The following is a 26066-nucleotide window of genomic DNA, read 5'->3' on the forward strand; positions in this document are numbered from 1 at the left end:
GGACGGCGCGGCGGCGTCGTCGTGCGGGGTCGTCACGCCTCGCCGGGCAGCGCGCACTCGTGCCCGTCAGGGTCGACCGGCCGGCCGCACAGCGGGCACAGGGGGCGGCCCGCGCTCACGACTGCGCGCGTGCGCTGCGCGAACGCGCGCGCCGTCCCCACGGGCATCTTGACGAGGAGCGACTCGGCGGGCTCCGGCTCGTCGGCCTCGGGGTCGAGGTCGTCGTCGTCCACGAGCGGGAACGCCTCGACGATGACCTGCGCCGTGCGCGGGTCCCAGGTCAGGCGCATCGCGCCCGTGCGGAACTCCTCCTCGACCGGGAGGTCCAGCGGGTCGTCGTCGACGAGCTCGGCCGGGACGTCGGCGGGGACGCTGTACCGGTTGTCGGGCTCCTCCATGAGCTCGTCCAGCAGGCGCTGGATCGTGTCCGCCAGGACGGCGGACTGCTCCTTCTCGAGCGCGACGCTCGTCGTCCGCGTGCCTTCGCGCGCCTGCAGGTAGAACGTGCGGGAGCCGGGTGACCCGACGGTCCCCACGACGACGCGGTCCGGCCAGTCGTACTCGTGGACGAGAGTGGGCATGCCCTCACTCTACGAGCGCACGGCCCGTCCGCACGGGACGGCCACGGGTCGGACGTCGGCCCGGCTACCGCGCGGCGTCGGCCTGGCCTGGCCCGGCGCCGCCGCCCACCGGCGCGTCACCGGCAGGCGCGGCGCTGCGCAGCCAGGAGAGGTCGCCCGCGTCGGTGTTCACCGCCACGACCTCCGGGCGGTGCGGCCCGTACCGGACGACGGAGATCGACGCCGGGCCGACGACGATGCGCTGGAAGAGGTCCAGGTGCACCCCCAGCGCGTCGGCGAGCACGGACTTGATGACGTCGCCGTGCGAGACCGCCGCCCACACCGCGTCCGCGCCGTGGCGGGCGGCGACCTCCGCGTCGTGGCGCCGGACCGCCTCGACGCCCCGGGCCTGCATCGCGGCCAGCGACTCGCCGCCCGGGAAGACGGCCGCCGACGGCTGCGCCTGCACGACCGACCACAGCGGCTCCTGGGCGAGGTCCTTCAGCGCACGACCCTGCCACTGCCCGTAGTCGCACTCGGTGATCCCGTGCTCGGTCACCGGCTCCAGGTCGTCCGCCTGGTGGTCGAGCACGGCTTGCGCGGTCTGCCGGCACCGCTCCAGCGGGCTCGTGACGACCAGAGCGAGCGGCACGCCCGCGACGCGCTCGGCCGCCCGGGTCGCCTGGTCGCGCCCGACGGCGTCCAGCGCGACGCCGTCGGCCCGCCCGGCGAGGATGCCGCTCGCGTTCGCGGTGGTGCGGCCATGACGGACGAGCAGGACGGTCGGCATTCCCCGAGCGTAGGTGACGGGGCCCTCACCCCGTGGCGGCGACGTCCGGGGGCGGTGGTACCTCGGCCTGGGTCGAGATCACCCGCGGGGCCAGCTGGTCGGGCAGGGGCGCGAGGCCCGGCCCGCCCGCGCGGACCCAGGAGTGCAGGGCGGCGGTGAGCTCGTCGCCCGCCAGCTGCTCGAACCAGGCGGGGCCGGCGGCGCGCGCGGCGGGCACCGGCCGCACCACGACGACGTCCCCGCGCTCGCACGCGTCGAGGCAGTCGACGACCGTCAGGCGCGCGTCCCCGCTCTCGGCGATCCGGCGCAGACGCTCGAGCTGCCCGCCCGGACGGGTGTCGGTCGCGGCCAGGGTCTCCCCCGCGCACAGCCCGCACGCCGTGATGCCGGGCACCGTGCGCGCGGGGCGGGGACGACGTCCCCGCTCGTCGGTCGGGATCGTCGCCGTCACGCGTCGATGCCCTGGTGACGGGCCTGGTGCCGCACCTGGTGGCGGACCGCCGTCGGTCCGTGCTCGCCGCGATGTCCCCGGGACGCCATGCCTGTCCTTCTTCCTGTCGTGCCGACGGGACCGGCGCCCGCGAGCGATACCCCGCAAGGGTATATCGGTCGAGGGAGGGCCCCACCCGCCGGTGGGGCCCTCCTTCGGTCAGCCCACCCGGATGAAGGTGGGGTTGGACTGCCAGATCTCCCCGTACCGGACGGTCTTGCCCGGCGACGGAGCCTCGATCTGCTGGTTGTCCCCGACGTAGATGCCGATGTGCCCCGGGCTCCAGATCAGGTCACCGGGTTGCGCCTGGTCTCGGGAGATCACCGTCCCCGCGTACCGCTGCTGCGACGAGGTCCGGGGCAGGTCGATGCCGACCTGGGCGTAGACGTAGGACGTGAAGCCGGAGCAGTCGAACCCGTCCGGGGTCGTCCCGCCCCAGAGGTACGGCACGCCGAGGTAGCGCGCCGCGATGCTGACCACGGCCGAGCCCGCCGCCGATGACGGCACCGCGACGGGAGCCGAGGCTTCCTCCGTGGCACCCTGCTCCGCCGAGGTGCTCGTCCGTTCCTCGCTGCGGGACGGACGCTCCTGGCGTTCCGGCTCCGGCTCGGGTTCCGGCTCCGGCTCCGGCTCCGGTGCGGGGGTGACGGTCACCGGTGCCCGCTCGATCGCGAACGACGCGTCCGCCGAGACGGTCACCGCCGGTGCGGCGCTGAGCGCCTGGCGGGCCTGCTCGGTCAGCGCGCTGAGATCGACCCCGGACACGGCCTGGGGCTCCGTGCTCGGCGCGGCGCTGGCAGGCGCCGCGAACCCCGAGACCAGCAGCCCCGACCCGGCGGCCAGGAGGACACCCTTGCGGGCGGCGTTCGCCGTCCCCTCCTGCGCCGTGCGGGCTATCGAGGTCAGCGGCGTGATCGGTCGGTGGGACGCACGGTGGCGTCCCGGGTTTCTTGCGTTCATGGTGGTCTCCTTCGTGCCTACGGGGTGAGCTGTCGGGTTCGGGTCGGAGAGTGACCCGGCCGGACCGGTGGTTGCGGCCCGGCTTCACCCCCAGAGCACCGCGGTGCTCGCCTGAGTGGTTCCCCCGCCCCTGTCGTGGTGGTCGATGGTGTGCTCCCGGAGCGGACAGGGCTCGGCACCCTCCGGGACCCCTCGCGGACCGTTCCGCGAGGAGCATGAGGCTGCGGGCGACGTCTCACCCGCGGTCGGCGCCGAGCGCCGCGTCCCAGCTCGCACCGAGGTCGCGGCTGGTGAACAGGCCGGTCTCCGTGGCGACGAGGATCCACGGCTGGTTGCCGGGGCTGTCGTCGGGCACGTAGGTCATGGCCTGCACGCCCTCGGGCGCGGTGCCGTGGCTGTCCCAGCTCTCGGTACCGGGCGTGCCGGTCCAGACGACGCCCCGGGCGTCGATCCCGATCAGCGCTCCGCCCCGCTCGTCGTCGACGAGCACGAGGGCGGGCGCCGCCCGGTCGGGGGCGAAGCTCCGGCCGCCGTCGCGGCTGAGCTGCAGGCCGGTGGGCGTGGTCGCGACGACCGTGTCCGGGTCCGCGTCCAGGAGGTGCAGGTCGCGGGCCTCCACGGTCGCGCCCCGCGACCACGTCTCGCCCGAGTCGTCGCTGACGAGCACGGTCGAGGTCCCCGAGTCCAGCCCGACGACGCGGACGGTGCCGTCGCCGGTGCTCGCGGTGCTCAGGGCGTGGAAGTCGACCTCCCCGGTGAGGGAGACGGGATCCCACGTCGCGGCGCCGTCGGTGCTGCGGATCAGCCCGAGGTTGGGCTTCTCGAGCTCCGGCTGCTCCCCGGGCGCAGGGTGGCCCGAGGCGTACACGGTGCCGTCGACGGCGAGGGTCATGCCCATCGTGTCCTGGCGGCCCGTGCCGACCCGCTCGACCGGCCCGGGGTCGTCCTGGAACGGGTCGCCGAGGGTCCAGACCCCGGTGTGGGTGGCGATGAGGAGGGAGTGGTCGTCGCGCACGACCTGGACGTCGTGCACGTGCCCGAAGTCGGGCAGGTCCTGGGACGCGAGCGTCGTCGCGTCGGGTGTCGGTGGTGGAGTCGGGGTGCAGGCGGCCAGCAGCAGCACGGATCCCGCTGCGGCCCACCCGGTCACCCGCCTCGTGAGGGCAGGGTTGAGCACGGTGTGGGGTCCTTCGGCCTGGGCCCGCGGGGCGCGCGCACGTCAGACGCGTGCGACAGCGCGCACGCCCCGCGGGGCGGGATCAGCTCGAGGCGAGCAGGTCTTCCATGGTGGAGATCTCGGCCTGCTGGGTCTCGACGATCTCCTGCGCCATCGCGACCGCGTCCGCGTTCTCGCCCTCGTCGACCTGGGTCTGCGCCATCTCGACGGCACCCTCGTGGTGGACGATCATCTGCTCGAGGAACAGCTGCCCCGCCTCCGCGCCCTGCGCGGCGTCCAGGGCCTGCATGTCCTCCTCGCTCATCATCCCGTCCATGGACCCGTGGCCCATCGCCTCGTGGTCCATGGCGCCGGACTCCTCCATCGGGGAGCCCCACTCCTCGAGCCACGTGGTCAGCTGCTCGATCTCCGGGCCCTGGGCGTCCTTGATCTGGTTCGCCAGGTCCGTGACCTCAGGGTCGACGCCGTCCTTGGCCAGGATGACGTCGGACATCTCGATCGCCTGCTCGTGGTGCGGGATCATCATCTGGGCGAACATCACGTCCTGGTCGTTGAACGTGCCGCCCTCCGCCGTGCCGTCCTGCTCCTGGGCCCCGGTCGTGGCGGACGACGGCGCCGTCTCGCTCGCCGGCTCGTCGTCGGTCGAGCACGCCGCCAGGCTCGCGACGGTCACCAGCGCGACCGCCGGCACCAGCACACTCTTGAACTTCATGGGACAGACCTCTCGTCTCGGTACTCAGGAACCACACGCGCCCCGGTGCGGGGCGTATCGGTCGACGCAGGCGCGTCGACGGCGTGCGGCTCCTACGTCCGAGAGATGCCGAGAAGGTGCAGCGACGGCGCGAGGCCGACGAAGGGCTGAGCGCGCCCCGGTTCGACGAGGCGGGACCAGACGGGGGTGAGGCGTGCCAGGAGGCCGCGCCCGGGGCGCACCAGCGCGAGCAGCACGACCAGCACCATGAGGCACATGGCCGACGCCATCTCGTGCCCGCCGCAGTCGAGGCAGCCACCCTGCTCGTGGTGCCCGGGGCCGTCGTCGGCCACCGGAGTGTTCGTAGGGTGGCTCGTCTCGGCGATGACCGCCGCAGGCCCGACGTGAGCCGTCGACGACCCGCTCATCGCGTGCATCGTCACGATGCCGAGAAGCAGCGCAGCGATCAGCAGGGCACCCGAAAGCCCTCGCCGGCGCCCGGCGAGCAGCGAACGGAGTGCGGCCATGAGGTGCATGTCGCGGCCACCCTAGCAAGCGGCCATCGGGTCCGGTCACGGCACGACGAGAAGAGGGACCGGCAGGTGCCGGTCCCTCTTCGTGTGTCGGGCTGACAGGATTTGAACCTGCGACCCCTTGAAGCCTTTTAGAACGTTCCTGATCCGCGGAATCGGCGGGCCTTCCTCTTGTGACCTGTGCATTTACTCATCCACCCTGCGCCACCTCGGAGCACTCGGCGTCGCCGTGCGCCAGGGTTTTGGGACACCTTGCTGGACATAGTATCGGGAGCCACTGACAAGTGGCTGCGCCATGGACCAGTCATGACCACATTCGACACGCCACTCGATCTTCTGCACCGAGGTCGCCAATGCATGGTGACCAAGCCGCGGTGGAACCGTGATGGCCGGAGCCCCGCTAGGTTGGTCGAGCTCCGGCGCTGAAGCTCGTGGCGCTGTGGTTGCGCGCGGTGAGGAGGCTATAGTCAACCAGGTCTCCTCCGCGCTGGAAGCGTCCCTTGTCGACCCCTCCCAACTTGACCTCATCCTCGACATCCAGCCAGGGGAGCACTGACCGTGGCTGACCGCGCCCTCGACGCCTGGCGAGGCGGGCTTCCATGCGGTCGCTGATGGAGTAACCCACGATCCGGTTCGAGCACGCGTCCTTGATCGCGCACAGGTAGACCTTGCCCTGGGCTGTGAGGTGCTTGGTGATGTCGGTCACCTACAGCTCGTTGGGGTCGCTGGCGGTGAAGTCGCGCTCGACGAGGTCGTCATGTGCGGGTGGTCCCGGCTTCTTACCGTTCTTGCCGCGCTTCTTCCCGAACACGCTTCCCCAAGCGCCGTCCTAGCAGATCCGCCACACGGTCCGATCGCTCGCCTGCTGCCCAACCTGCTGGCTTCGTCAGCAAGGAGGCGGTGCGACCCCCGGGTCGTCACGATGGGCGTCGAAGTGAGCGTTCGCCAGGTACCCCTGGCGCAGTTCCAAGCTAGTGACTGGGCTAGCCAACGACCGGTAGTACGGCGCGCTGGAGAGCCGTAGAACCCGGCAGGTAACCGCGACAGGGTCCCGTCATTGGCAACGTCATGAACCAGCGGGTAACTCACTTCCCGGCAGATGGGCCTGCACGAAGTAGGCCGCCGCGCGGCGCAGCACCTCGTTCTCCTGCGCGCGGAGCCGCAGCCGCTTCTCGGCCTCGCGCAACTCAGCAGACTCCGAGGCAGTCACGCCCGGCTTCCTGCCCTCTTGTCATGTACCGAATTTAGCCGACACAGGGACACCTGCGCGAGATCAGGGCGGAGCACTTGTTTCGAAGAGTTCATCGAGCGGACCGCTTCTTGACTAGGATGGGACGCGCGTTCTCCCGCCAGAATTCTATCCACTCTTCCCGTTGAGCATCGTCCGCCAAGTCTCCGGCGATCTGAGAGGTGCCATTGCCCGAGGTGATCGCTATCGCATCCCAGCCGCCTTGAGTGTCAGCAAACCGCGCAGTGAGTTGCCCCCAGGAAGGATCCGCGTATCGAATCTCAGCATCGTTTCGAGATTGGATCGCTTCGCCTGTGAAAGCACACACGACCTGTCCCGCATCAAAAGCCTCCTCGCGGAAGGCGACGCGCTGCTCGTCGATCACCGATCGCAGTGCCTCCTTGACGTCCGAGACCCGGCCTTCTTGATCAATAGCGCTGGTGTAGCTCCAGTCATCCTCAGAGCCATCGGTGCGACGAATCCAGATTCCTCGGGCATCATGCCTAACGTACTGCACCCGACCAGGACCGAGTGCAGTCCGCCTGATGAAGAACTCTGCGACACCGACTCCCACCTTTTCAGTAGCATCTTCGTCGCGATCGAGCAGATCGAAGAGCACCGCCTTATGCAGTGGGTCCGAAACGGACGCTTCGAGCGCGTAGTGATCCTTGATCTCGTCTCGGACCCAGTTCTTCGCCGCAGAACGCGTCGGGAACTGCATACTTGGCAACCGTACTGGCTTAGCAACACCCATGGCCCAGCCTCCTCATCTCGTCGCGCAAGAGTAGCGAGTCCGCGCTACGAACGCACCACCTCACCTGAGTACGGATCTGCCGTCGTTACCGCGGCCGCGGGCGTCGACCATCCACCGTCCGGCCGGGGGCCGCCGTCGGGGCCTCGCCTTGTGTGGCGAGCGAGCTGACCACCCGCGACGCGCCCACGAAGCACTCCAGAACATGTCGTCCAGTTCGCGGACACCGCGCACTGGTATTGCCGGTTCAGGCACTGGCACTCCGGTCGATGTGCGAAGCCAGGCTTGGACGTCTTCGGGTCGGCTTCGTAGGTGCTGCTTAACTCGGAGAGCACTGGGTCCTCTGCTTGGGTCTCGGCGGCGGCAAATGCTGCGGCGGGGCGTGCCGAGGCAGGCGTAAAGCTGCTCGACCGTAACAGCGGGCTGGTCGAGCATATGCCGCGCCCCGGACCATGTCGTTCACGACCGATAGGAACCCGCGGCTGGTCAGGACGCAGCGCTCGCGGTACGGAGGGATCACAACAGGGCTTGTGAAGGAGTCTGGAGCCCTCAGCGATGACAAGGTATGGCGCGCGCGCCCGATCATGGCGATTTCGAACGACAAGGCCCAGGTCAGAGCCCGAAGTGTATGCGCCTCTACAGCGCCGGGATGGCCGCATTCCAGCGCGAAGCGATGCGCAAGCCCGACTCAGGGAACCAGCACTGACGTCATCCGCTGCGACAGCGTACTAGCACGTCAACACACGCCCGCCAAGATCGCGCTGTTCGCGCAATCCTCCTGGCGACATGGCCCCGAGACCACATCGACTGCCCGGTTCAGTATCGCCCGTTTCGCCGAGTGGCGGAGTCAAAGACGCCCAACCTGCCTGCCGCCGCGGTCGCCGCGCCCAGCGAGCTCGTCCGCGCCCCAGACCGCGACGTCGTCAGGCGCGCATATCAGCACCGCGTGCAGGCGTGGTCACCTCGAGAAACTGATGGCCATCAAAGAGTTCGACGCGTACCTAGCAATTCAAATTGAGACCGCTATGGAGGTCACACCTAGTTGGCCAACAGCGTCGTCAAACACACACAAAAGATCACGAACTTGCTGGGCACTCAGGTCGCCCCTTTCCAACCTCCGCTCCAGGTCACCCCACGAGAGCCCGGGCTGAGCGATCACGACTTCACCCATAATCGGTCGCGTCCAGAGATCGAGCCGCCAGCGAGGGTGATTGGTATTCAATCCCAATAGGCTACGCAGCAACAACTCGTCGCCCTGGACCACGACAATCTTCGGAGAACTCTTGCCAACAAGCCGCCGCCCGAGTTCTTCCCATACCGTGGGGTCCAGGAGCCAGCGGCGACTCTTAATCGCCTGAGCGACCACTACCTGCATGTCGCCAACGCGGACCGCCGGCACATCCTTGCTCGAACCCTTTGCATGCCACAACTCTAGTTTTGCACGCATGCCCTCTGAGTCGCGATACACCTCTACAACAATGTAGTCGGCGATCTCACCGGGACCATCGTTCAGAAGCACCCAACGCCTAGCGCCTTGCTCGAGAACTCCGCGCCCCAGGTGGGAGGCAATCGCCGAATGGACCGAGACACGCACTCCTTGCTCCAAAGCCTTTCTGTCAGTTTCCGCCTTGATGTTGACAGTCGACCAATCGATTTCAATCTTGGCAAGCCTTGGGAGGCCCCTTTCTACCACAGGCCGCCTATATGACACCGGGCCCACCACGGTGGTGCCGTCAAAGAAAGAGATCTTCGGCGGATTCGCCGTCAAGACATCGGAAAACACCCTTGGCGCTCCTCCCCCGCGCACAACAGTAGGCCGATCAGCGATATGCACCGAGTCGTAGAATGCGCCATCCAATCCCTGGAAGCCTCTCCAGAATTCGACACCCATGCGAAGATCGCGTGCGACAATCGGCAGACTCTCGCCACTCCTGCTACCGTTGGGATCGAGATCTAGTTCTAGCAATTCGAATGGCGTTCCTTCCCCGCTCTGCCAACCGTGACCCAGTAAAGAATAATCGAGCTCAACAGCGACCACACCCACATGGGACTCGGGGAAGCTCTCGAGACGATCACCGCGCACAAGACCAGGTAGAAGCCCGTTGATCACCCTTGCGCTTGACTGATATCGAGAGCCGAAGTGCTTAATCACTCGTTGATACTCGGGCAAGGGGACATATCTGCCCTCCCAGTACTTCGACTTCTCTGTCGCGATGCCACCAGTGTAGGTTGACCCGTACTCTTCAATCTGAGCCATTGCATGTCCGACGGCACCCTGTGCGGTATCAACCTCCCGCATCCCCCTATCCACACTGCTTCCCATGAACGTCTTATAAGACGGCGCGCCGCGGCCGCCTGCGTAGGTATTGCGGACCCCGACGTTGGAGATAGAAACGCGATCGAGCGCATCGAAGGACGCCTGCATTCGGGACGGATTGGCGCCACGCGTGTCACCGTCTCGAACACCCAGCGCCCGTAGTATCGCCTTCCCAATAGCCCGGTTCTCCGAGTTTACGAGGAGCAGCCCGTTCGCGACCCCCGATTGATCGCCAGGTAGCCAGGAGATGAGGTGCAGCTGATAGCGCATAGTCTCCAAGCCTGGGTCACGGTGCCATTTTGGACGCTCGGAGAAACGCGTAACGACTAAGACGGTGGCCGGATTCTCCAACGTGGCGGCATAGTAGACTTCTTGTCCTTTGACGATGCGACCGGGATAGAGATCGGATGCCACGGTGCCGCTAGCGAATTTAGGGCTCCATTTCGGATCGGCGGCTTCGTAGACGGTGACACTCACGACTGGGGATAGCGATTCGACGACCAGCTCTGGTGGTGGTCGATTGACCGTTCTAGCAAAGTGCTTCAATGCGAGAGACTGTTCTGTCATTCCGTCGGTAATCTGTGGCAGCAGTTCCGCCCAATGCGAATCCTCCTCCCAGAGCGCTCTCGCAACCCCTTGGAGCGCGGGGAATGCAACTTCATCTGCGACAGTCACGACCACCGAAGGCTGGGGGTACATTGGGTCGTTTCGAGCGAGGCGGCCAATCAACTGAACGGTAGCTGGTAGAGATTTGTGCTTGTCATGGTACGCCACAACGCGCAGACTAGGCAGATCGAATCCTTCACCAAGCATCCCTACCACGATGACTGCGCGAATAGTGCCGGACCGCAGTCCTCCGACAATTTGCACTTGCTGCGAGCTAGACAGCCGCGACGTTAGTACTTCTACAGCAATCCCCGCCGCCTCGTAAAGTTCCGAGAGGTCGCGTGCGCGTTTTTCTGTCTCAGCGCGCACGAAAAGAGTACTCGTTTCATGCTCTGGGGATGAAACAACCTGCTTGACGCGCTCTACAATCGCCCTGTCCCGCTGGTCACGAGTGGTGTCTTGCGAGATTGGAAGTACGATCGGTTCCACAGCCTTGTAGGAACCGTTGTCAATTGCGCACTTGAGGGGGTAGTGGAAGACGACCTCACCTGGAACCGACTTCCCGTCCCGGCGCCTCGGTGTTGCAGTCAGGAGAACCTTACGCGCGGGCTCGAAATGATCTAGGATCGCTCGCCACGTGGGAGCTGGAGTGTGATGGGCTTCATCGACTATGACCAAGTCAAAGAAGTCCTTCGGCCCAAGAAACTGCTCGTGATGTCCAGGACTGATCGAGGAGGGAAGCGCCACAACGACATCCGCGGAGGCGAGAGCATCCCAATCGATGGTCCTGCCCGTCACCTGGACAACGGTTGGACGTATGTGCTCTGCGGTATTGAGCGCTCCAATTGCCCGAAGGACGCTCTCGCTTTCAAAACTCTGGGCGAGTTGAGTACGTAGATGCTGACTTGGTACCACGACCAGCGTCCTGACCGCGTTGGCCAGGTAGGGCATCGCCGTGGCGATGGCAGATTTCCCGCTGCCGGTCGGTAGCACGATCGTGGCTGGCTCTCTGTCATGCACCGACCAGTGAGCAATGAGGGCACCAAGTGCGCCGACCTGGGCACTCCGCCAGTTGGGAGTTGTCTTCGTCTTGAGGAGAGTGAATTTGTCCTCGTGTTCCGCATAGTGGCCGCTCACCGTGTCATCGTCCACTCTCGATGGACGTAGTTCCAGCCCGACACGCGTGATCTTGTCCCGAGTTTGCCAACCGAAGGGCCGTGCCGACCTACGAGCGCTTCGCCAGGCCGCTACAAGCTCGAGAAGGGAGCTGCGAGGCGGGTCGAGTTGATCAGTTGGCCCGCGCGATACCGTGATCTCACTGAGAGCACGCCGCCTGTCCCGGAGGCGTCCGCGCTCCCCCGTGGGGGTGCCCTGGGCGCTCAGGAAGATCCCTGCTCGAACATCATTGTTCATAGCGGGGAGTTGAGGTCGGACTCCCCCAGACTAGGCCGCGCATGGGGCTCCTGGACAACCGCTCGCAACTCCGATGGAAAGCCAGCGGCGAGTGGCTGCCCAGTTCATTCGGATAGGTTCGTCCGCGCCTTGGTCGGCATGGCGTGCGCGCCCGACATCTGTGCCTTGACCGCGAGCTGGTCGGCACGAGTGTGGAGCCAGCCTGCACGGTCTGGGTCGCTGCAACGGCGTCTTCCGTGGCCGTGCGAGCGAGCGCGAGCGCGGTGGAGACGTCGAGCGGTTCGTCAACGTGAGAGGTGTCCATGCCCTCACATATGCGGCACCCCGCTCAGGTCGCCTGCAGCGTGGGCCGGGTATCACTCTCGCTGAGCAGCATCCGGATTCGCCGAGGGCTCAGATGCAGCTCGGATGTCAGGTCGCCCATCGTCAGCCCGTGTTGGGTGGCGACGTCGAACGCGCGCGAGAGCAGGATCGGCTGCTCTCCCGGGTATCCGGTGACGGGCTCGGGGCGGAAGAGGCCAACCTTGCGCAGCTGGTTCAAGCGCACGAACGTCCGGCGGTAGGTGGCCTCGGAGATGGCTTCGACCTCCCGGCAGCGGTAGACGAGGGACTCCACGGACACTCCCCATGCAGCTCCAAGCCGGTCGAGGGCGTGCAAGTCCATGCGCGGGGGCAGTGTGGGCACAATGACCTCTCCGGGGGTCAGGAGCTCAGCGGCAAACATGTCCGCCTCCTTCTCCTGGGCGAGGTCGCCAGGGGCGGTCTCTGCATGAAGCAGAAGGTGGCCGAGCTCGTGAGCAGCGGTGAACCTGTGCTGGTACACGTCCCGGGCGCGATCTGGGGTCATGACGACCACGGGCCGCGGTAGGCGTGAAGTCGAGAACGCGTCGACAGTAGGCGTGGCGGCGCCGGCGAACGGTGCGAGGGTGACGACGATGCCGTGGTTCTCCATGAGGCGGACCATGCGCGGGATTGGCCCAGTTCCTAGGCTCCACGCCCTGCGCAGGGCGCGGGCGGCCTCGCGCGGGTCGGTCGGGAAGTCCTCGTGCTGGACCTCTCCACCGGCGAACCCAGGAACGTCCACCGGCGGGAGCTGCACCCGCTTCTCGAGCGCGTACGCGAGTTCCCAGACCTGCTCGGTGAAGGCGATGGCCTTGTCCCGCTCGCGCGCGGGTGTTGAGCGCAGGCTGCGGAAGTGTGCTGACGCGGGGTCCAGGCGCGCGTACGGGCGCCCGGCGGTCAGGAACGTTGCAGGCACGTCGAGCAGGTCGGCGAGACGTTCAAGGTGGTCGGTCCGCGGGGTCGTCGCGCCGGTCTCCCACTGGCCAACGGCGGCCGGGGAGATGTTCAGGTGCAGCGCGACGGCACGCTTAGTCAGCCCTGCAAGTCGCCGGGCCTGTAGGAGCCGGGCGGGGTCAAACGCATCCGCAACCTTCTTGATGTCGGTCGTCTCGGTGTCGGCCGTCTCGCCCTGGCCGCCGACGAGAGTCAGGTGAGTGGGTCTGGTCACGTCGTGGACTGCCTGGAGTTGGTGTCACTGCCCTGCTCGCTCTCCTCGACTTCACCGGTCGGGTTCGCGATCATGGGCGGCTGCGGGGCGAGGTACAGGTCGTCCTCAGGCGCGTCGTCGAAGCGCGGGACGTTGTCGTCCGGACCAGGGCGGGCGGTGACCGGGCGCAGGGCGAGAGGTACGGCGGGTGCGACCCGCAGGTCCTCCCAGGTGTGCCAGGTGACCTTGCCAGTCGCAGTGTCGGTCAGCTGGGCATCCCCCCACCCTAGGGACACGATGCCATTGACGGGGTTGCTGGCCAGGCCGATCGTCACGACGGTGCCCATGCTGCGCAGCTGCTCAAGCACCTCAGCTTCGTCGGCGAACATCTCCTCCAGCTCGGGAATATCCAGCGAGGTCTCTTCGAAGGTGGGCTGGGTGTGGCTGGGGTGCGCGCCGAGTCCCAGCATCGTCTTGCGCAGGTCGGAGACTGGGACGGGGAACTTCGCGTCGACACGGCGCACCGATCCATCGGCGGCGAACCGCCATGGCATGAGGGCGACCGACGTCTCTTCGACTACGACGTAGGGGAAGCGGCTACGCACTCCCAGTGGCTTGCGAGCGGTGACTCCGGGGATGTCTGAGGTGAAGTCCACGAGAGCTTCGTGCAGCGCGACTCGCATTGTGGGGCCGTAGGCGTCGCTGGACGTGAGACCGCTGGCGATGTGTGCAGCACACGCTCTGGCCTGGGCGCGTTGGGCGGCTGCAGGGACGGCCTGCACGAGCGCTTCGGCGGCGTCTCCGAAGCGGCGCTTGGCCCATTCGCTGGGAACGGTCGGTGTCGAACTCATGGTGACCCCTGCCTCATGTACTTACGTTGTCCACCACAACATAGCACCGCCGCTTCACTTTTCTACGAGAGTCGCTCAATCTCGATGCGTCTCCGCGGCGAGGAGGGCCACACATATGCGGCAGGGGGGGCTCAGCGCATGGCGTCAGCGCACCTGGGGCAGGTACGTCTGGTCTCGGCTGCGCGGGTCGCGCTTGCCAGGACCTCCTCGCGGGTGGCCTCCGTGACTTCTCAACGTCCGGCGAGGTCGCGTCCGCACGCCGATGCCACACGCAGACCGCCGCCGACCTCAAAGGGCTCGCCCGTGCCGAGGGCTCGCACGTGGACGACGCTGCGGTGTCCGGCGCTGGCCGTCTAGCACCACGACCAGCATGCGCGCCCTGGTGCCGAGCTCACGTCGAGCTCACCCAGCAGGTTCCTCGCCCGTTCGGTGGCGGCTGGGAAGACGAAGGCTCGCTGAGCTTGGGTGACGACCTGCTCGCGGGTCCACGCGCACGGGTGGTGAGACTCCGCGACGTACCCGGGCTTCGTGTTCGGGTAGAGCCGGTCGTGCCGATCGCCGAACTGGTGGCGCGTCGGGTCGACGATGCACTCGCCCACCTCGAGCCACCCTCAGTTCGGACACATGCCCAGGTCCTTCTCGGGGCACTGAACTCGCCGACGCCGTCCGCCGACGAACGGCATACCGCAGGTCCCGAATATCGGACGCCACCAGATGCGCGCCCCGACGTCCTGCTCGAGGAAGCCCAGCCACCGGCGCGACCGCTGGAACAGGTCGTAGAGCACCTCAACCACCTCGCCCTCGATCCGTCGGTTCGGCAGACAGGAAGGAGTCGATCACGACATCCCGTCCGACGGCCCATCCCTGCCGCGTGAAGCCTCTGCCTCAGAGTGGTCATTCGCCTGTTCGGTCACCAGGTGCTGCAGCACACCGAGGACGTCAGGGACGGTGTGGACGCGTTCGACGTAGTGCTTTGCAGCGACAGCCTCCGTGTTCCCCAACACTGACGCGGCGACTCCGACGTCGTACCCGTGGGCTTTGAGGGTGGTGGCCACAGTCGCGCGCAGCATGTGCGGGTGGACAGTACGCGGGTCGATGTCGGCGCCCTCGAGCGCCGCCTTGAGGGAGCGTCGGGCATTGTTGGTCTGCCAGTGCGTACCGTTGCGCGTGACGAACACCGGTGCCCGCGGGTCGACCTGCTCTGGTCGGATGGACCGGAGCGCGTCAGCAGTGAAGGGCGGGACGATGATCGTGCGCATGCCCGTGTCGGACTTTGTCACGTCCTGCCTGATCTCCCTGTTGTTCACTGTCATCATGGTGGCGACGATGGTCACGGTCGAGACACCGCCCTCCTCGTGGTCGGTGAGACGGACCTCTGACCAGTGCAGGGCCAAGGCCTCCCCGATGCGGCATCCAGAGCCGAGCAGCAGGTCGATGAGGACGGGAAGATACGGCGAGGGCGGGGGCCCGGACCTCGCCTTCTTCTCGCTGCGATGGGTGCGGACTGCTGCGCGTAGCGCGCCGATCTCGGGCACGGTGAGCGCCCTGGGGTGCGCCCTTCTTCGTGGTGGAGACGTGGTCGCGGTGATGGGGTTGTATCCGGAGATGGCGCCCATCCGGATGGCGTAGTCCAGGATCTGCTTGACGATGGAGCGGCACTTGCGTCGCTTGTCCACCAGGGTGTTTTGCGCGCCAGCTTCTGCACCGATCGAAGCAAGCCAGCGTTCCAGCCGCGGTGTGGTGAGCTCGTTGAGGCTCAGAGACCCGATGGCGGGCACGATGTCTGCTTTGAGGGTGCGCATGTCCTTCTCGACGGACTGCACACGCACTCGTCCACCCTCGGTCCGTGCTTCGAGGAGTCTCGCGGAGATCCAGAGCCTGGCCGCGGTCTCGAAGCGGGACCCGGCGGTCAGCTCGGACTCGACATGGCCACCGTAGATCTCGTGCTTCGCCCGCCACAGTTCGACCGCGCTGTCCGGAGTGTCAGCGGTGACCCGGAGGCGTCGCGTGCGACCGTCGCTGCCACGTCCACGCGCATCGACGACCCATCGGCCGTTCGCGGTCTGCTTGGGGTTCAGCGCACCATGCGCGCCAACCTCGCGCCGGGGGCGTCCCCCTCGGATGGTCGTCACGCCGACCTCCAGAGCGCATCGTCAAGCGCTTGGACGGATCCCGCCCTGGTTGGGACAAACCTCGCGGGTGCTGGAGGCGGATCGTCCGTCGCGACTCGTGTCTCCAGCCAGGTCTCGACGTCGGTCGGCCGGAAACGCAGCGAGTTCCCAACCCTCAGTGCCGCGGGGCCAGTTCGCTCGACACACCACCGACACGGTGCGTTCCGAGACCCCGAGGCACCCGGCCAGCTGGGCCACGCTCATCAAGGGGCGAAGTGATAGGGCACGTGCCTGATCGCTAGTTGTCGTCATAGCTGCCCTACACGCGGGGCAGATCGCTGCTGTGCGCATGCCCCACTTGACGTGGGGACTGTGGAGGGAGTCTTTGGACACGACAAAGCCCAGGTCATTCGGTGCCGAACACCGTCTGACCTGGGCTTACTGTCGGGCTGACAGGATTTGAACCTGCGACCCCTTGACCCCCAGTCAAGTGCGCTACCAAGCTGCGCCACAGCCCGTGGCTGGATCACCGAGCCAGATCCGACCGGATCGGACCCCGTGAAGCCTCGGATACTCTACCCCATCCGTGACGCCTCCAGAGCACCGTTTGCCCCGGTCGGGGCTGTGCGGTCGGTCTCGCCCGAGGTCGCCGTGGCGTCCCGCTCCCCCGTCGGCAGGTGCGCGCGCCACGCGCTCGCCACGATCACCAGGCAGACCGCGGCGATGACCAGGCCGCCGAGGAACATCTGCGCGTACGTCCACCGCACGGACAGCGCCGCGAGCGCCACGGGCACGCAGAACCCGATGTAGGTGAGCGAGTAGTAGACGGCCGTCAGGCCGGCGAGGTCGTCGGGCGTCGCGATGCGCTGGACCTCGCTGAGCCCGGCGACGAGCGCGAGCCCGTAGCCGGCCCCGAGGACCATGGCGGCGACGAGCGCCGTCGGGAGGTCGAGCCGCGCCGAGGCGTAGGCCCCGAAGCCCATGCCGACGACGACGATGGACATCGCCACGACGGACGCCCGCGCGCTGTGCCGGGTGTCGATGAGGCGGCCGAGCACCTGGATGCCGACCCCGCACCCGAGGCCGAGCACGGTCATGAGCCCGGAGAACGCGATGGGCGCGCTGCCCGCGCTGGCGGACACGAGGCCCGGCAGCACGGCGTAGGCGCTGCCGGCGCACCCGAACACCCAGGGCGCCACGGGCACGACGACGCGCAGGAACCGCCGGTGGGCGACCGCCGGCACGCGCAGGTCGTCGCGCAGCCGGCCCCGGGTCCCGCCGGCGGGCACGACGCGCGTCTCCGGGACGCCCAGCAGCCAGACGCCGGTCGCGACGGCGAGCGCCGCGTGCAGCAGGTAGGCGGTGTGCGTGGGCCAGGGTGCCCACTGGGCGAGCACCGCCGCGACGCCGGCCCCGACGAGGAAGCCCAGCGTGAGGGCGAGGCCCGCGCGGCGGGCGCCGGAGCCGCCGTCGGGCACGCCGGACGCGCGGGCGGCCGCGTCGCTGAGCTCCTTGACCCAGGTGGTGCCGACGGCCATGACGAGGCCCAGCGCGACGCCGCACAGGACGCGCCCTGTCGCGAGCAGCGCGGCGGACGACTCCCCCGCCGCGAGCACGAGCGACCCGGCCAGCGCGATCGGCGCGGCGGGCAGGAGCAGCGGGCGGCGCCCGTACCGGTCGGAGAGCGGCCCGCCGAGCAGGAGCGCGGGGACGATCCCGAGCACGTAGGCGGCGAGCAGCGCGTCGACGGTCACCGCGGAGAAGTGCCCGACCTCCCGGTACATGACGAGCAGGGGCGTGAACTCGTTGCCGCCCCACGCGACGGCGAACATCACCGCCGCGACGGCGAGCCACGCCCGCGGTCCGACGGCGGCGCTCGCCCCCGGCGCGGAGGCCTCGCTCGTGGGGTCCGAGGCAGCCGCGCTCACAGGCCGGCCCTCGCGTCCTCGAGGTGGCGCTGGACGCGGCGCTTGTAGGTGCGGGTGTCGCGCACCTCGAGCGCGTCGACGAGCGCACGGTGCCCGGCGACGAACGTCGTCGCACGGCCCGGGTCCCACCGGACGCTGTGCGCGACCATCCGCTGCTGGCGCTCGCGCAGGCTCACGAAGAACGTGGTGAGCAGCGCGTTGCCCCCGGCCGCGACGATCTCCTGATGGAACCGCGCGTCGAGCGTCGCGTACTCCGCGACGTCCCCGTCGGCGACGGCGGCCTCCTGAGCCGTGACGAGGTCGCGCAGGAGCGCGACGAGGGTGGCGAGCTCGGTGTCGGGCAGGCGGACGACGGACTGGGCGGCGTGCGTCTCGACGAGCAGGCGCGCGTCGAGGACGTCGTCGGCCTCGCCGGGCGCGACCGGCACGACGAGCGCGCCGCGCTTCGGGTAGAGCCGCAGCAGGCCCTCGGCCTCCAGGCGCAGGAACGCCTCCCGGACCGGCGTGCGGCTCACGCCGAGCTGTTCGGCGATCTCGCCCTCGCTCGTCATGGACCCGCCGGGCAGCCTCCCGTCGAGGACGATGGACTTCACGTGCCGGTACGCCTGTTCCGTGGCAGAAGCGCTGGTGGTGCGTGGCATAGATACATGATGCATCTATCGTGTGCACGACATCGACCGCAACCGCTCTCCGGGGCCGTGCGGTTCGACACACCGAGCGCGGAACCCTCAAGTGATAGTTGACGCCGCCCGTTACTTACAGTTTCGGCGAAACTGTAAGTAAGGTGACGTCATGGAAGCAGTTCAGGCGCTCGCTGTCCCAGCGGTAGCTCACGTGAGCCACTACTGGACAGCAGAGAACGACGGCCTCTCGACGCGTGCGCAGGTGGCGGCTGGCTCGGGACCCTACGAGTCCACCATCCCGACCGCCATCGCGGACTACTCCCCCGTACTGACGCCGCAGCAGTCCGCCGACGCCGAGGAAGCAGCCGCCGCTCTCGCACGCTTCGACTCGTACGCCAGCGCAACGCTCGGGCCGGACAACCCCACCCTGGGTCCGATGTCCTCGATCCTGCTGCGCACCGAGTCCGCTTCCTCGTCGCAGATCGAGAACCTCACGGTCGGCGCCAAGCAGCTCGCGCTCGCCGAGATCGACCAGACGACGAGCACCAACGCACGCACCGTCGTCGCGAACGTCCGGGCCATGCAAGCCGCCATCGACCTCGCCGACCGGCTCGACGAGGCCTCGATCCTCACGATGCACCGCGAGCTCCTCGCCGGGCAGCCCGGATGGGAGGAGCACGCGGGGCGCTACCGAGGCACTCTGGTCTGGGTCGGCTCGTCGAGCATCAGCCCGAGAGGCGCGACCCACGTCGGGCCCCAGCCCGAGCTCGTCCCTGGAGCGATGGCGGACCTGATGGCCTTCGTCCGCCGGGAGGACCTTCCCGTCCTCGTCCAGACCGCCGTCGCGCACGCGCAGCTCGAGACGATCCACCCGTTCACGGACGGCAACGGTCGCACCGGCCGGGCCCTCGTGCACGCCATGCTGCGCTCGAAGGGCCTCACACGGAACACCATCGCCCCGGTCTCCGCGGGCCTCCTCATCGACACCGAGGCCTACTTCGACGCGCTCACCGCGTTCCGCGCCGGTGACGCCTGGCCGATCGTCGAGCAGCTCTCCCGCGCGAGCCGGTTCGCCGCGACGGCCGGAGCGCGGCTCGTCGACGACCTCGCGGGCCAGGTCGCCACAGCGCGGGAACAGCTTTCCGGGCTGCGGCCCCAGGCCTCCGCCTGGAGCGTCGTGCCGCACCTCGTGGCCCATCCGGTGATCAACGCGGCGTTCCTCCGCGACCACCTCGGGTTCAGTGACGTCACCGCCCAGCGAGCGCTGAGCCAGCTCGCCGATGCGGGTGTCCTCCGCGAGCGCAGCGGCCTCCGTCGCAACCGGGTCTGGCAGCACGAGGGGATCCTCGCCGTCCTCGACCTGTTCGCCCAGCGGATCCGGCGCAGCTGACGACGCCTGGAGGTCCCGGCGGGTGCCGACTACGTCAGCTCGTCCGTCCCGAGGCCCTCCGACGGCCCCGTGCCGTCCCGCAGCGCCGCGTCGAGCCGTCGGACCAGCTCGCCGACGCGACCGCCGCCGCCCGGTGCGGGCGGGTAGCGACGCAGCACGGCGACGACCTCGGGCGTCGCGAGCGCCCGCGCGGTGTCGAGCCACCTGCTCGCGACGCTCTCGGCGGGCCCTACCCCGCCCGCGGCGAGCGCGGCGGCGTGCGCAGCGTGGGCGGCGGAGCCGAGGACGTGCTTGACCTGGTGGGCGTCGGCGATGGGGTGCAGGTACGCGGCGCCGGCCGCCGCCATCGCGGCCCGGGCGGCCTCGGCGGCGGCGGGGTCGTCCGCCTCCTTCGCCGCGCGCAGGGCCGCCCAGGCGGTGTCGCGCAGCGCCTTGCCGCGCGCGCCGCCGTCGGCGAACGCGCGGGCCGCGTCGACCGCCTCGCGGGGGCGTGCGTCGTCGGGCCGGACCGCCTCGACGAGCACCAGCGCCGGCTCCGCGCACCGGGCCGCGTACCCCGTGACCGCCCGCAGGTCCTCGATGCTCAGCTCGACCGCAGCCGCCGTCGTCGCCACCGCTCGCTCCTCGCTCTCGCGCGCTCCCGTCCGTGCCCAGACGCGGAACGCCCTGCGAGCACCGTACCGAGCCGTGCGCCGTCACGTCGCGACCCACGACCCGGCCCGCGGCGCACACGACGGCTCACACGACCGGCCCGGCCCCCCGCGCGACCTGGAGCACCCGCGCGACGCCGGGCTCGTCGGGGTCGTCGGTGATGTCGCGCCCGTCGAGCCAGCACCCGACGACGTGCGCGAGCTCGCCGGGGTGGCTGAAGTTCATGGCGTGCGGCGCGCCCTCGATCGCCGCGACGGTCACGTGCGGGGGTGCGAGCGCCCCGACCTCCCGCACGCGCCACGGCGGCGGCATGAGCGGGTCGCGCGTGCCGAGGACGGCGAGCGTCGGCACGGGGACGCGCAGCACGCGTTCGAGCGAGGGGAACCGGGCGAGCTCGGCGAAGAGCTGGAGCGCGTTCACCGGCCCGAACCGCACGTAGTCGGGCACGGCGACGCGCGCCATGCGCGGGCTCTCGCGCACGGCGTCGCGCGCGAGCTGGGTGAGGGCGCGCCCGAACGGCTGGTTGTGCACGCCCCCGGCGGGCGAGGCGAGCACCACGCCGGCGACCCGGTCGGGGGCGGCGTGCGCGACCTCGAGGCTGACGGGCCCGCCCATGGAGTTGCCGAGCAGGACGACCCGGTCGAGCCCGAGGGCGTCGAGCGTCGACAGGAGCGCCCACGCGAGGGCAGGGATGCCGAGCGGGTGGCCCCACTCCTCGCTGCGCCCGTACCCGGGCAGGTCCGGCACGACGGCGGTCGCGCGGTGGGCGAGGCGCTCGGCCGTCGGGAGGAGGTACGTGCCGGAGATGGCGAAGCCGTGCACGTGCACGATCGGCACGGCGCCCGCGACCTCGGGGCCGGAGCGCACGAAGACCTCGCGGCCCTCGACGGTGACGTGGCGCGACCTCCACCCCTCTGCGGCCATACCGCGATCCTCCCAGTCCCCCGCGCCGACCTCGGCGGCGCGGGCGGCGGAGCACCCGCGACGGGTGAGGCGCCGGGACGACCCGGGCGGCGAGCATGGACGCCGGACGGGGGTCGACGTGGAGCAGAGCACGGGTCGCACCGCGGGTCGGCCGACGGCGGCCGACCGGCGCCTCGCGCTGCTCCTGGCCGCCGCGATGTTCGTGCTCGTCGTCGACACGTCGTTCATGAACGTGTCGATCTCCGCCGTCGTGCGCGACCTGGGCACGACCGTGAGCGGTGTCCAGACGGCGATCGCGCTCGAGGCGCTCGTGTCGGCGTCGTTCATCCTCGTGGGCAGCAAGGTCGGCGACCTCGTGGGCCGGCGGCGCGCGTACGTCGTCGGGCTGCTCGCGTACGGGGCGGGCGCGGTGGCGATGACGCTCGCGCAGAGCCTCGTGGCGGTCGTGATCTTCTGGTCGGTCATCGGCGGGCTCGGGGCCGCGCTGCTGCTGCCGGCGATGCAGTCGCTCGTGCACGGCAACTTCGAGGGCACCGCGCGCAAGGCGGCGTACGCGCTCGTGGGCGCGGCGGCGTCGATCGCGGCGGCGGTCGGGCCGCTGCTCGGCGGGGTCATCACGACGACGCTGTCGTGGCGCGTGGCGTTCGGGCTCGAGGCCGTGGTGATCGTCGTCGTCCTCGTGGGCGTGCGCCTCGTGCGCGACGTCCCGTACACGGGCGAGCGCGCGGTGGACGTGGTCGGGACGGTCCTGTCCGTCGTCGGCATGGGCGGCGTCGTGCTGGGCGTGCTCGTGTGGCAGGAGGGCGGCGAGGCGGTCGGGGCGCTCGTCCTCGTCGGAGCGCTGGGCCTGGTGGGCCTCGCGTGGTGGCTCGTGCGCCGCGCGCGGGCCGGGCGGACGACGCTCGTCGACCCCGGGCTCTTCCGCTCGCCCGCGTTCCGGATCGGGGTGTCGCAGCAGCTCCTGCAGCAGGTCGCGCTCGGCGGGGCGATGATCGCGCTGCCGATCTTCCTGCAGATGGCGCTCGGGTACGACGCGCTGCTCGCGGGCCTCTCGCTCGCCCCGCTGTCGCTGACGATGTTCGCCGCCGCCCTCGTCGCGGGCAAGCGCCCCGGCCGACGGCGGCCCGCCTCCCGCGTGCTCGCGGGCTTCCTCCTGCTCGTCGTGGGCGTGGTGGCGCTCGTCGCGGTGGTGCCGCGGGCGTCGTCGGGCTGGTGGCTCGCGCTGCCGCTCGTCGTGGCGGGCGCCGGGCTGGGGCTCCTGGTCTCCCAGCTCAACGCCTACACGCTCTCCCCCGTGCCGGAGGAGCGCGCGAGCGAGGCCGCGGGCGTGAGCTCGGCCGCGGGGTCGTTCGGCCTCTCGCTCGGCCTCGCCGTGGCGGGCGCGGTCATGCTGGCGTCGCTCGCGGCGGGGTTCACGGCGCGGGCGGAGGCGAGCGACGTGCTGCCCCCGGACGACAAGGAGCAGGTCGCCCGGGTGCTCGAGGACGACGCCGAGATCATGAGCGACGCCCAGCTCGTCGAGCTTCTCGCCGACGAGCCGCCCGCGGTGCGGGCGGAGGTCGTGGCCATCAACGACGACGTGCGGGCGCGGGCGCTGCAGGTCGCGCTCCTCGTGCCCCTCGTCGCGGGGCTCCTCGGCGTCGTCGCGGCGCTGCGCATGCGCCGCCTGCCGGACCCCGAGGTGCGCGAGGGCGAGCCGCCGGTCCTCGGCTGACCCGCGTCGTCGGGATCGTGACCGGACCGAGACCCGGTTCGTTGCTCGTGCTAACCGTCGCGAAACGCCGGGGAAACAGCGACTTGTGAGCATCGCTGACGGCAGGGGGCCCCACCACACGACCGCCGGTCGCGCCGTACCTCCGCGCGCCCGGAGGAAGGACCGCTCGCCCATGACCCGTCCCGTCCCCCGCAGACGGCTCCGCGCCCGCGCCGCCCTCGTCGGCGGTCTCGCGGTCGCCGCGGCGGCCCTCGCCGCTCCCGCGCACGCCGCACCGTCCGTCGCCCAGGTCTCCCTCACGGCGCCCGCGTCGGTCGAGGTCGGCGCGGAGATCACCGTCACGGTCGCCGCGACCGGTGTCGTCGACCTCTACGCCTACGACCTCGCCGTCGCCTACGACCCCGACCTCGTCGCGCTAGTGGACGACTCCGTCGTGACCCCGGACGGCGGCTTCGCCGACGCGACCGACGACGCCGCCGGGACGGTCGCCGTCACGCACACGCGGCTCGGCACCTCGCCCGGCCTCGAGGGCGACGTCACCCTCGCGACCCTGACGTTCACCGCCGTGTCCGACGGCGCGGCGGCCTTCGCCGTCCCGACCGCCACGCTCGTGGGCGCCGACGCCGGGACGGCGACGCTCACCGACGCCGCGAGCGCCACGACGACCGTGACCGCGGCCGACGTCCCGCCCACGGCGGAGCCGACGGGCGGGACCACCACGCCGCCGGTCGACGACGGCGGCACCACGCCCCCCGGGGACGACGGCGCGTCCGACTCGTCGTCGTCCCCGTCCGGGTCCACCTCGGGCGGCGCGCTCGCGTCGACCGGGGCGAGCGTCGCGTGGTTCGTCGGCGCCGCGCTCCTCGCGGTCGCCGTCGGCACGGGCATCCTGCTCGCGCGGCGTCGGGCGGCCACGCGATGACCGGCCCGCTGCCCCGCCCCGACAAGCCGCTCGCGCACCTCGCGCCCGTCCTCTCGAAGGAGCCGTCCGTGACCATGACCCACCGGCGCGCCGCCACCGGCGGGCTCGCCGCCCTGACGATCGGCGGCCTCGTCCTCGGCGTCACGACGGCGCCCGCCGCGACCGGTGCGCCCAGCGTCGAGCCCGCGCCGCTCCTCGCCCCCTACTGGACCGCGCTCGACCTCACGGGCGACCAGCAGGTCACGACGGACGACCTCGCGGTCGTCGCCGCGGCGCTCGGCGCGACGTCGGCGGACGCGGTGTGGGACGACGTCGCGCCCGCCGACACGGACGGGGACGGCACGATCACGGTGACCGACCTCGCCGCCGTCTCGCAGCGCATCGTGTACGACGACGGCCCGTTCGAGCTCGTCGAGGCGTCCGTGCTCGACATGCAGGCCGCGATGAACGCGGGCACGACGACGTCGGTCGCGATCACCCAGGAGTACCTCGACCGGATCGCGGCGTACGACACGACGCTCGTCGACACGGGCGCCGGCGGGCGGCCGCTGCACTCGATCATCAGCACGAGCGACGTCGCGCTGGAGGCCGCCGCGCGCGCCGACGCGGTCCGCGCGACGGACGGCATGACGAGCCTGCTGCTCGGCGTGCCCGTCGCGGTGAAGGACAACTACGACACGAAGGACATGCCCACCACGGGCGGCTGCGGCTGCTGGGACGACAACCGGACGACGACCGACGCGACGATGGTCGAGGGTCTGCGCGCCGACGGCGCGGTGATCCTCGCGAAGGCCAGCCTGGACGAGTTCGCGTTCGGGTTCGCGTCGGAGTTCTCCTCGTTCCAGGACGCCGGGACGAGCACGCTCGTCGCGAGCCCGTACGTCACGAGCCGCACGGCAGGCGGGTCCAGCGGCGGCACGGGGGCGGCCGTCGCGGCGAACCTCGCCGGGCTCGGCCTCGGCACGGACACGGGCGGGTCGATCCGCGTCCCGTCGTCGTACAACCAGCTCGTCGGCGTGCGCCCGACGGTCGGCCTCGCGAGCCGCGACGGCATCATCCCCCTCGCGCTGAGCCAGGACACGGGCGGGCCGATGGCGCGCACCGTCCTCGACGCGGCCGTCGCGCTCGACGCCGTCGCCGGGGTCGACGCCGCCGACCCGGTGACGTCGCGCCAGGAGGGCGAGGTCCCCGCGTCGTACACGCAGTACCTGGACGAGGGGGCGCTCGACGGCGCCCGCATCGGCTACGTGCCGTCCATGCTCGGCAGCAACGCGGCGACGCTCCGCCTGTGGGCGCAGACCCGCGCGACGCTCGAGTCGCTCGGCGCGACCGTCGTCGAGGTCACGCCGCCGACCACGTGGTCGCCGGTCCTGCCGAACGGCTTCGCGAGCGTCCTCTCCGAGGGGTCGGGCTCGACCAACGAGTTCAAGCACGACCTCGACGCGTACGTCGCGACCCACCTCGCCCCGCAGGTCGAGGCCCGCACGCTCCAGGGGATCGTCGACTCGGGCCGCTACGTGCCGTCCCGCCGCAGCACGTACGTCTCGCGCGACGCGGTCACCGAGGAGACGTACCAGGCGTGGGCCGGCCCCGAGGGGTCGCACACGAAGGTCCTCGCCGAGGGCAAGGTGCTCGTCACCGCGATGCTCGACGACGGCGACCTCGACGCGCTCGTCTACCCGAGCGCCAACCCGTACGGGACGATCGGCACCAACCTGCGGCTCAGCCCGAACACCGGGCTGCCCGCCGTGACCGTCCCGGTCGGCCAGGCGGTCGCGACCGACGGCACCGTCACCGGCGGCGGCGTCAACCTCGAGCTGCTCGGCCGCGACTTCGACGAGGGCCCGCTGCTCGGCCTCGCGTACGCGCTCGAGCAGGCCACGCAGGCCCGCACCTCCCCCGCGCTGTACGGCCCGCTCGGCTGAGCGGCCCACCACCAGCGCCGAC

At 70.1% G+C, this 26066-nt stretch carries 23 protein-coding genes, 1 tRNA gene and 1 riboswitch; of the genes, 4 read left to right on the top strand and 20 right to left on the bottom strand.

Translation table 11 applies throughout. From position 1 onward, the window contains the following. Positions 1-32: 32 nt before the first annotated feature. The 18 genes from B9L22_RS11390 to B9L22_RS11480 form a co-directional block, all read right to left on the bottom strand. On the bottom strand, positions 33-581 hold the full coding sequence (locus B9L22_RS11390; protein WP_034652290.1) for a DUF3090 domain-containing protein: 549 nt from the start codon (positions 579-581) through the stop codon (positions 33-35). A 64-nt stretch (positions 582-645) separates the two neighbouring features. Next, the gene (locus B9L22_RS11395) at positions 646-1350 is read right to left on the bottom strand and encodes a histidine phosphatase family protein (protein WP_086150452.1); all 705 of its coding nucleotides are present in this window, start codon (positions 1348-1350) and stop codon (positions 646-648) included. Positions 1351-1375: 25 nt separating this feature from the next. Next, the gene (locus tag B9L22_RS11400) at positions 1376-1801 is read right to left on the bottom strand and encodes a hypothetical protein (RefSeq protein ID WP_233140043.1); all 426 of its coding nucleotides are present in this window, start codon (positions 1799-1801) and stop codon (positions 1376-1378) included. A 198-nt stretch (positions 1802-1999) separates the two neighbouring features. Continuing rightward, positions 2000-2800 (bottom strand): C40 family peptidase, encoded by an 801-nt coding sequence (locus tag B9L22_RS11405; RefSeq protein WP_086150453.1) that lies wholly within the window; start codon positions 2798-2800, stop codon positions 2000-2002. 5 nt (positions 2801-2805) lie between these two features. After that, a riboswitch (cyclic di-AMP (ydaO/yuaA leader) is annotated at positions 2806-2978 on the bottom strand. Positions 2979-3035: 57 nt separating this feature from the next. After that, a complete protein-coding gene (locus B9L22_RS11410; RefSeq protein ID WP_143317252.1) occupies positions 3036-3977 on the bottom strand; it encodes a F510_1955 family glycosylhydrolase in 942 nt (313 codons plus the stop codon). Between the two features lie 82 nt (positions 3978-4059). Beyond that, positions 4060-4689 (bottom strand): DUF305 domain-containing protein, encoded by a 630-nt coding sequence (locus B9L22_RS11415; RefSeq protein WP_086150455.1) that lies wholly within the window; start codon positions 4687-4689, stop codon positions 4060-4062. 92 nt (positions 4690-4781) lie between these two features. After that, positions 4782-5195, bottom strand: a complete 414-nt coding sequence (locus B9L22_RS11420) for a DUF6153 family protein (RefSeq protein ID WP_143317254.1) — start codon at positions 5193-5195, stop codon at positions 4782-4784. Between the two features lie 406 nt (positions 5196-5601). Continuing rightward, the gene (locus B9L22_RS11425; RefSeq protein WP_086150457.1) at positions 5602-5907 is read right to left on the bottom strand and encodes a hypothetical protein; all 306 of its coding nucleotides are present in this window, start codon (positions 5905-5907) and stop codon (positions 5602-5604) included. Positions 5908-6267: 360 nt separating this feature from the next. Further along, a complete protein-coding gene (locus tag B9L22_RS20045; RefSeq protein WP_158097194.1) occupies positions 6268-6411 on the bottom strand; it encodes a hypothetical protein in 144 nt (47 codons plus the stop codon). A 91-nt stretch (positions 6412-6502) separates the two neighbouring features. Then, positions 6503-7150 (bottom strand): DUF3223 domain-containing protein, encoded by a 648-nt coding sequence (locus tag B9L22_RS11435; protein ID WP_158097195.1) that lies wholly within the window; start codon positions 7148-7150, stop codon positions 6503-6505. 1039 nt (positions 7151-8189) lie between these two features. Further along, positions 8190-11240 carry a DEAD/DEAH box helicase gene (locus B9L22_RS11440; RefSeq protein ID WP_158097196.1) on the bottom strand — a complete coding sequence of 1017 codons (3051 nt, stop codon included), beginning with the start codon at positions 11238-11240 and terminating at the stop codon, positions 8190-8192. 604 nt (positions 11241-11844) lie between these two features. Continuing rightward, positions 11845-13026: an ImmA/IrrE family metallo-endopeptidase gene (locus B9L22_RS11445; RefSeq protein ID WP_198947279.1), complete on the bottom strand. Its 1182-nt coding sequence runs from the start codon at positions 13024-13026 to the stop codon at positions 11845-11847. Further along, complete coding sequence (locus B9L22_RS11450) at positions 13023-13856, bottom strand: hypothetical protein (RefSeq protein ID WP_143317256.1); 834 nt, start codon at positions 13854-13856, stop codon at positions 13023-13025. Before B9L22_RS11450 ends, B9L22_RS11445 begins: the two co-directional genes overlap by 4 nt. A gap of 611 nt (positions 13857-14467) precedes the next feature. Beyond that, the gene (locus B9L22_RS20050) at positions 14468-14641 is read right to left on the bottom strand and encodes a hypothetical protein (protein ID WP_158097197.1); all 174 of its coding nucleotides are present in this window, start codon (positions 14639-14641) and stop codon (positions 14468-14470) included. Between the two features lie 51 nt (positions 14642-14692). Then, positions 14693-15988 (bottom strand): tyrosine-type recombinase/integrase, encoded by a 1296-nt coding sequence (locus B9L22_RS11465; RefSeq protein ID WP_143317258.1) that lies wholly within the window; start codon positions 15986-15988, stop codon positions 14693-14695. 423 nt (positions 15989-16411) lie between these two features. Continuing rightward, positions 16412-16485 (bottom strand) — tRNA-Pro (locus B9L22_RS11470). 57 nt (positions 16486-16542) lie between these two features. Next, entirely contained in the window at positions 16543-17895 is a 1353-nt protein-coding gene (locus tag B9L22_RS11475; RefSeq protein WP_233140045.1) for an MFS transporter, read from the bottom strand. Further along, positions 17892-18536 carry a GntR family transcriptional regulator gene (locus B9L22_RS11480; RefSeq protein WP_086150464.1) on the bottom strand — a complete coding sequence of 215 codons (645 nt, stop codon included), beginning with the start codon at positions 18534-18536 and terminating at the stop codon, positions 17892-17894. The genes B9L22_RS11475 and B9L22_RS11480 overlap by 4 nt, the downstream gene beginning before the upstream one ends. A 193-nt stretch (positions 18537-18729) precedes the next feature. On the opposite strand from B9L22_RS11480, the gene B9L22_RS11485 reads away from it, so the two are divergent. Then, positions 18730-19908: a Fic family protein gene (locus B9L22_RS11485; protein ID WP_233140051.1), complete on the top strand. Its 1179-nt coding sequence runs from the start codon at positions 18730-18732 to the stop codon at positions 19906-19908. 29 nt (positions 19909-19937) lie between these two features. Here B9L22_RS11485 and B9L22_RS11490 read toward each other — a convergent pair whose 3' ends face one another. Both B9L22_RS11490 and B9L22_RS11495 read right to left on the bottom strand, forming a co-directional pair. Then, a complete protein-coding gene (locus B9L22_RS11490; RefSeq protein WP_086150466.1) occupies positions 19938-20522 on the bottom strand; it encodes a putative immunity protein in 585 nt (194 codons plus the stop codon). A 124-nt stretch (positions 20523-20646) separates the two neighbouring features. Beyond that, on the bottom strand, positions 20647-21483 hold the full coding sequence (locus B9L22_RS11495) for an alpha/beta fold hydrolase (protein WP_086150467.1): 837 nt from the start codon (positions 21481-21483) through the stop codon (positions 20647-20649). Between the two features lie 196 nt (positions 21484-21679). Between B9L22_RS11495 and B9L22_RS11500 the strand changes: the two genes are divergently transcribed. The 3 genes from B9L22_RS11500 (at position 21680) to B9L22_RS11510 (ending at position 26044) form a co-directional block, all read left to right on the top strand. Continuing rightward, positions 21680-23197: an MFS transporter gene (locus B9L22_RS11500; protein WP_086150678.1), complete on the top strand. Its 1518-nt coding sequence runs from the start codon at positions 21680-21682 to the stop codon at positions 23195-23197. Between the two features lie 172 nt (positions 23198-23369). Beyond that, positions 23370-24119, top strand: coding sequence for a cohesin domain-containing protein (locus tag B9L22_RS11505; protein ID WP_086150468.1), 750 nt, complete (start codon positions 23370-23372; stop codon positions 24117-24119). 74 nt (positions 24120-24193) lie between these two features. After that, entirely contained in the window at positions 24194-26044 is a 1851-nt protein-coding gene (locus tag B9L22_RS11510) for an amidase family protein (RefSeq protein ID WP_086150679.1), read from the top strand. Positions 26045-26066 lie beyond the last annotated feature (22 nt).

Origin of the sequence: Cellulosimicrobium sp. KWT-B, from assembly GCF_002127155.1 — a bacterium.
Classification (GTDB): Bacteria; Actinomycetota; Actinomycetes; order Actinomycetales; family Cellulomonadaceae; genus Cellulosimicrobium; species Cellulosimicrobium funkei.